The 7,141-nt window shown below is 31.2% G+C and carries 5 protein-coding genes and 2 tRNA genes; 5 read left to right on the plus strand and 2 right to left on the minus strand.

All coding sequences use genetic code 11. From position 1 onward, the window contains the following. Positions 1-360: 360 nt before the first annotated feature. From TPPER_RS00195 to trpS, 5 genes are all read left to right on the plus strand, one after another. Positions 361-435: transfer RNA gene (locus TPPER_RS00195), tRNA-Val, on the plus strand. Positions 436-450: 15 nt separating this feature from the next. Further along, a tRNA-Phe gene (locus TPPER_RS00200) sits at positions 451-523 on the plus strand. 191 nt (positions 524-714) lie between these two features. Further along, positions 715-1,053 carry a thioredoxin gene (gene trxA, locus TPPER_RS00205; RefSeq protein WP_099336785.1) on the plus strand — a complete coding sequence of 113 codons (339 nt, stop codon included), beginning with the start codon at positions 715-717 and terminating at the stop codon, positions 1,051-1,053. Between the two features lie 57 nt (positions 1,054-1,110). Beyond that, positions 1,111-2,403 (plus strand): argininosuccinate synthase, encoded by a 1,293-nt coding sequence (gene argG / locus TPPER_RS00210; RefSeq protein WP_099336786.1) that lies wholly within the window; start codon positions 1,111-1,113, stop codon positions 2,401-2,403. A gap of 23 nt (positions 2,404-2,426) precedes the next feature. Further along, on the plus strand, positions 2,427-3,425 hold the full coding sequence (gene trpS / locus TPPER_RS00215; RefSeq protein ID WP_099336787.1) for a tryptophan--tRNA ligase: 999 nt from the start codon (positions 2,427-2,429) through the stop codon (positions 3,423-3,425). On the opposite strand, the gene pheT is transcribed toward trpS, so the two are convergent. Both pheT and pheS read right to left on the minus strand, forming a co-directional pair. After that, on the minus strand, positions 3,422-5,776 hold the full coding sequence (pheT, locus tag TPPER_RS00220) for a phenylalanine--tRNA ligase subunit beta (RefSeq protein WP_099336788.1): 2,355 nt from the start codon (positions 5,774-5,776) through the stop codon (positions 3,422-3,424). The two genes, trpS and pheT, sit on opposite strands and share 4 nt — an antisense overlap. A 17-nt stretch (positions 5,777-5,793) precedes the next feature. Continuing rightward, the gene (gene pheS / locus TPPER_RS00225) at positions 5,794-6,768 is read right to left on the minus strand and encodes a phenylalanine--tRNA ligase subunit alpha (RefSeq protein WP_099336789.1); all 975 of its coding nucleotides are present in this window, start codon (positions 6,766-6,768) and stop codon (positions 5,794-5,796) included. Between the last annotated feature and the right edge of the window lie 373 nt (positions 6,769-7,141).

Raw genomic sequence — 7,141 nt, forward strand, 5'->3', positions numbered from 1 at the left:
TAATGAGCTGCTTAGATAGTTCTTTGGGGGAACCCTATTGGTAGTTAGCTATATAGCTAGAAGGAGGAGGGTAGTAGTAGTTATTAGGCATATCTATATTACTCCCTTCTCTAACATATTTAGATGAAGCTACTGATGCTTCTATTAAGAACATCTTCTTCAGGCTCTCAACCCATAGACCACAACCCAAGAGACATCCAAACCCAAGGAGAGCTGGAACCCATGCTAACTATAGAATACTTCCTCTTTGTAGTGGTTCTAAACAGTCTTTGTGTTAACGCTGTCAGTAGAAGCTAATAACACCTATATGAAACCCAGCCTTATTAACCATATTCCACATCTGTTCTACATATACATCTTGGGTGGTTAGTTCAGTGGTAGAACATCTCTTTTACACGGAGAAGACCGACGGTTCGAACCCGTCACTACCCACCAACTAATATATATCCTGTCCAGATAGCTCAGCTGGTAGAGCAGTGGTCTGAAGAGCCTCGTGTCCTTGGTTCAATTCCAAGTCTGGACATAAATACTATTAACTATATACATGCCTAACCACATATCTAATACATTCCTAAGACACTCCCCTCTTTCCCCAACACAAACAACTATCTTAACTAACAACACATACACATACACATACACATACACATAACACAACAATAACTGCCATCTAATATAGGTTCTTACTAACTAATAACTAGCTGGAGTAACCAAATGTCTAACTATAATATTACACATCTTAATGACGAATGCTTTGATAAAAAGATAAAAGAACTAAAAGGACTAGGCTTAGTAGTATTTTGGGCTGAATGGTGTGGCTCATGTAAGTTAATGTTTTCAGTCTTAAATGAGTTAATAAAAGAACTTAATATAAAGGTTTCTATTGCTAAGGTTAATATTGATGAAAACAATATAACAGCTGTAAAATATGAAATACGAAGCATTCCAACATTATTGCTATTCCATGATGGGAAACTAATAGATAATAAGATAGGTGCTTTATCAAAAGAACAACTTAAAGAACTAATAACTAAAGGCTTAAATAGTAACTAAGAACAACAATCTAACGATGGTCTTTCTATCTGTTGGGAAGATCTAATAACTAACAATATGACTAATATAATAAGAAAGCTACCAACTAAACAGCTAATAGGTCTTGCTTTTTCAGGTGGTCTAGATACTAGTGCGGCAATTGTATGGGTTAGTAATAAAGGAGGCATAGTCTATACATACACTGCCAACTTAGGACAGTATGATGAAAAGCATATGTATATAGCTATTGGAAAAGCTATTAGTTATGGAGCTAAAAAGGCTTACATTATTGATTGTAGAAAAGGTCTAATAAAAGAAGGACTAATAGCTTTGCAGTGTAAGGCCTTTCATATAGAAACAGCCAACCTAATATATTTTAATACTACTCCTTTAAGCAGAATAGTGACTAGTATTTCTATAGTATTATATATGAACAGATATAATATATGTATATGGAGTGATGGTAGTACATATAAAGGTAATGATATTGAAAGGTTTTACAGATATGGTTTACTAATAAATAATAAGCTAACCATATATAAACCTTGGCTGGATAATAGCTTTGTTAATGAACTTGGTGGAAGAAAAGAAATGTACCAGCTTATGATAAAGAATGGGTTTTACTATAAAAAGCAAAAGAAAAGATATTACTCTACTGATTGTAACATCCTTGGTAATACATACGAAGCAAAAGAGTTAGAATATCTAGACTTTAATATAAAAAAGATAGAGCTAATTATGTGCTTAGCTTTTTGGAAGAAAAAAGCACATATCCCTATAGAGCTACTAAAGCTAAGATATAAACATGGACTACCAACAGCAATAAATAATATTAAGCTTAATATACAGCTAGCATTATTAGAAGAAGCTAACTCAATAGGTAGTAGACATGGAATAGGCGTATCAGATCAACTAGAAAGCAGAATAATAGAAACAAAGAGCAGAGGTGTTTATGAGTCTCCTGGTGTTATGTTGCTTTATATTGTATATGAAAGGCTAACTACTGGAATACATGATGTATATACTATAGAGCAGTTAAGTAGCTATGGAAGAACTCTTGGAAAGCTGCTTTACTTAGGACGTTGGTTCGACTCGCAGTCACTATCTATAAAAGAAGCAGTATCTAAATGGATAACAGCTATTATAAATGGTGAACTAATATTGGAACTAAGAAAAGGTAATGACTATTCTATTATATGTACATGCTCTGATAACTTAATATATAACCTAAAAGCTATAACAATGGAAAAAGCTAACTCTAAGTATACGTCAAGAGATCGTATAGGTCAGTTAAATATAGCTAACTTTAGTATAGAGAATACAAGAGCTGTTCTACTAGGATATAGTAAGCTTAAAAAGGTATTATGGTAAAAGCAATATAAAGACTAACTACTATGAAACCTGTGGTATATAGTGCGATACAGCCTTCTAGTGAAACATTAACTATAGGTAACTATTTAGGAGCCTTATTACATTGGGTCAGAATGCAAGAAGATAATGAATGTATATATTGTATAGCGGATATGCATGCTTTTAGTAGTATTAAAACTAATAAAGCTATACGCAGCTCTTCATTAGACATTCTAGCATTATACTTAGCTTGCGGTATAGATCCAATAAATACTATAGCTTTTATTCAATCTCATGTACTTGAACACAGTCAGCTTAATTGGTTATTAAGTTGTTATGTTTATTTTGGTGAACTAAAAAGAATGACTCAATTTAAGGAAAAGCATCTAAAAGCTAAAGAACCTATTAATATTGGTATATTTAGTTATCCAGTCCTAATGGCAGCAGATATCCTATTATATCAAACAGCTATAACTCCAATAGGAAAAGATCAAAAGCAACATATAGAACTTACAAAAGCTATAGCTAACCGATTTAATAATATGTATGGAGAAGCCTTTACTATCCCTCAACCATGTATAGCTGTTCAAGGGGCATGTATAATGTCTTTATTACAACCAAATATAAAGATGTCTAAATCTGATATCTATAAAAGAAGTACCATATATTTATTAGACAGCCTTTATACATTAGGTTCTAAAGTTAATAAAACAATAACAGACTCTGATATGCCACCTACTATATATTATGAACCTATATTTAAACCTGGCATATCAAACTTATTAACCCTATTATCATGTGTAGACAATCCTAATATAGCTCTTCTAGAAATAAGGTTTGAACTTAACCTATATGGTTGTCTAAAAAAAGCTGTTATACATACATTAAATAAGCTGCTAACATCATTACATACTAAATGCTTATCTATTAGAAAAGATGAAAGCTATCTTAATAAACTAATATATGATGGTTCAATAAGAGCTAGCATAAAAGCTAAAACAACTATGAATAAGCTATATATAGTATTAGGAATGAATAGCTAATATCTCAGATAAGCATTGAACATTAGCTTTAATATAACTACATATCTTTTAATAGCTAAGTTAATAAGATATTCTTTAAGTGGCTTTTCACTGCTTTGTATATTAAAACTAAGAGATAAGCTTTTAAACCCTTCCTTTATATTATCATAATATACATCAGATACGTTAGCCTTTACTATATAACCAGTAGCTATATTAGTTAGTTCAGATATAATAGTTGAAGCCATTATATGTTTAGATACTATTATAGATATCTGTCTATGGATTATAGGAAGGATAGTCCTCTTAGAAGCTTTAAACATATTCATATTATAGTCAAGAATGCTCTCACAATATAATTCAAATATAAAAGCACTTCTAACAATATCTAGCTCCATCTGTAGTTTAGGGTGAATAGAACCAAAAAGACCAATATAACTCTTCTTAATAAAGATAGCAGCTGATTGGTTTGGGTGTAATGCTAAGCTATATATTGGTTTAAGCTCAACATCATTAGAGTTACTAGTAATAACAAATATGCTTTCTAAGTCACCTTTTATATCATAGATATCAACTAAACTATAGCTATAGCTACTATCCCAATGTTCTTCGAATCTAGAACCAGTAATTATGCCAGCAACCATTAGCTTTTGCTTAATACCTATATCCTTATCAGCAACAAAACAATAACCACTCTCAAATAAACGAATACGCTTTTGTTGCTGGCTTAGCTTGTAAGTTAATGTCTTAATTAAACCAACTAACAGAGAACTACGAACTACATTCATTTCTTTAGCTATTGGGTTTTTTATATAGATATGCTTTACATTAGAATATAGTTTAGTTTGTATATTAGAATCAATAAAGCTATATGTAACTACTTCATGATAGTCTCTATCAGTTAGCATCTCTTTAATACGTATTAAATGCTTTCGAGTCTTTATGGTTCTTATGGAGTCAGTAAAAGATAGATAAGTAGATATAGGTTTTATACTAATATTACAAACCCCATATATGCTAATAACTTCTTCTATTAAGTCTTCTTCGATAGCTATATTGAAACACCAACAAGGCATTAAGACTTTCCAGACAGCATTAACACGGATAGCTTTATAGTTTAAGTTAGTTAAAATGATATTAACCTTACCTTCTGGCATATAAAAGCCTATTAAGTTGGTTAACTTATAACGATGTATTTCTATTCTATGGTTCTTGATAATATTCTTAGTAGCTATATGGTTATATATTGAACTAGCAAAACCACCACATATAGATATTATTAAGTCACTTATTCGTTCTATAGCTAAGCTTAATATATTATAGTCTACACCTCTTTCATAATGATATAAAAGCTTAGAGCATAATCTATAATGTGGCTTACCAATAATATATGAAGGATTAATATATAAAGCGCTTAATATAATGTTAGTTGTTTTTATAGTTATAGACCCATAGTTAGCTTTTGATATACCGACTAAAGATAGGATATTATACACATCAGCTATTACTAAAGCATTTGAATTCAAACCTATCTTATCCCCATTAAAAAGAGTAATAACTTCATTTGGTTTAGATAAACGTATGACTAGCTTTTCTTTTATAGTATTAAGATCAAATATATCTATAGGCTGTCCTAACTCTAATAATACATATGCTGTTATATCATTAAGAACATTAGTTAATAATATACCACAACGACTAAGCTTTTCTCTTAACCATAAGGACGTATCTATGTTAATATTAAGCTTTCTTATTAGCCTAGATACAAAACAAGGACAAACCCTATTAGGTTCTATCAATGTTGGAATGTCATTAACAAAAGCTGTCTTAACATAATTAATAGATGGGTATTTCAAAGACATATTGTTTAAACATGATAACACTCGTATAATACCAAGTATGCTTGAACAATGGGTTTTATTAGGAGCTATAGCTATTTTGATAGCATTATCATTATGGTTAAAATAAGAACTTACGAGCGAACCTAACATAGAATCTAATGGTAGTTTTATTAACCTATCAGAACTATAGCTTATGTCTATGCCTGATAAAGACCATAGGAAACCTCCTATAGAACCCGATATGCTAGAACCATCAACAGCTATATTAAAACAAATAGGTTGTTCAACATATATAGAGCATTTAATATCTAATAGCTTTATATAACCAATATCTACAGAATATATATAGTATCTATTCTTAGAATACCTTTTGTAGTTTATAATATGACCTACTATAGGCCTGTTAATATAATAAGGAATAGGTACTATTGAATCAACATGAAGTCCAAACATAGTTAGTTGTTCTGCTATATAGCTAATATCCTTTTCTAAGTATAACCATTCACGTAACCAAAGCACACTAAATATCATAAGCTACCTACTTCTAGCTAACATTGTTTAAGAAAGCGTAAGTCATTATCATATAAAAGACGTATATCATTCATATTATAATATAACATTGCTAGCCGCTCTATTCCAATACCAAAAGCAAGACCAGCATAGTTAGAACTAATATTAGCATTATTTAATATCTTAGGGTGAATCATACCACAACCTAATACTTCTATCCAAGTACCAGTAGAACTTAATAGGTCTACTTCTGTAGATAATATTGTAAAAGGAAAGTAAGAAGGACGAAAGCGTAGGTTTATCTTATTATTAAATAAGAACCATATGAAGTCTCTAACTATAGTTTTTAAGTTAGAATAGCTAATGGTTTTATCAACTAAAAAGCCTTCCATTTGGTGAAACGTAGGCGTATGGGTTTTGTTATAATCATTTCTATATACACGTCCAGAACTTATTACTTTAATAGGAATCTTTTGGGTTGTTAATAAACGAGACTGCATATTAGAAGCTTGAGTACGTAATAAAAGCTTTTTAGTTAACCAGAAAGTAGCGTGATCAGTGCGAGAAGGATGATATTTAGGTATATTAAGAACTTCAAAGTTATGGAAAGCATCTTCTATTTCAATGCCAGACATAGCTATAAACCCTAGCTTTAAAAAGAATCTTTCAGACTTGGATATTATATCTGTTATAGGATGCAAACTACCAATAGTTATGGTTCTACCAGGAAGTGAGCTGTCTACTTCTTCTTTAGCTCTTTCTTCTAATGTTAATGATTCTATTATAGACTTACGGTTAGTAAAGAGTAGTTGAGTTATCTGTTTAGACTCATTAACTATAATACCAAATATAGATCTTTTTAATATAGATAGCTTATTTAAGAACTTAAGAAGGTTTGATATAACTCCTTTTTTACCAATGAAGTTAATACGTACTACTTCTAGTTCTTTTATAGTATTAGGTTTATATATGTATAGTTTGATATGTAGTAGCAGCTTATGAAGAAATAGCATAGGCTTTACTCTTCCCCCCAGTTAGAACCATATTAGGTAGTGGTTGTAGATATAATCAATTGGACTGCATATACGGCTTGAAGATACGTTTCTTTTGTGGAAAGCCTAGGATATGTGCTATGTTCATAGGTTCTATAGGAAGCTCTTTTGCTATGGTTCATCTAAGACTGGGTAGCGGGTGTTAGTAGTTATTATTTATTAAGCCTACCGATGTAAAAGGTTAGCCAAGTATGTAGGTTAGGTCTCATTATTGAGAAGCGGTTGTTAGGTGTGTATGCATGTTCGAAGTGAAGCTAACAAAGAAGACTGGAGCTACATCATAATACATACCACTAACCTAACAGATGCAGCTAACATTGGTTCTCCCTTTTAG

It is taken from the genome of Candidatus Tremblayella phenacoccinincola, from assembly GCF_002682985.1.
Classification (GTDB): Bacteria; Pseudomonadota; Gammaproteobacteria; order Burkholderiales; family Burkholderiaceae; genus Tremblaya; species Tremblaya phenacola_C.

Bases quoted from the DNA above. Each gene is read 5' to 3' on its own strand.
- trxA (WP_099336785.1), top strand. From the start codon at position 715: ATGTCTAACTATAATATTACACATCTTAATGACGAATGCTTTGATAAA.
- argG (WP_099336786.1), top strand. From the start codon at position 1,111: ATGACTAATATAATAAGAAAGCTACCAACTAAACAGCTAATAGGTCTT.
- trpS (WP_099336787.1), top strand. From the start codon at position 2,427: ATGAAACCTGTGGTATATAGTGCGATACAGCCTTCTAGTGAAACATTA.
- pheT (WP_099336788.1), bottom strand. From the start codon at position 5,776: ATGATATTTAGTGTGCTTTGGTTACGTGAATGGTTATACTTAGAAAAG.
- pheS (WP_099336789.1), bottom strand. From the start codon at position 6,768: ATGCTATTTCTTCATAAGCTGCTACTACATATCAAACTATACATATAT.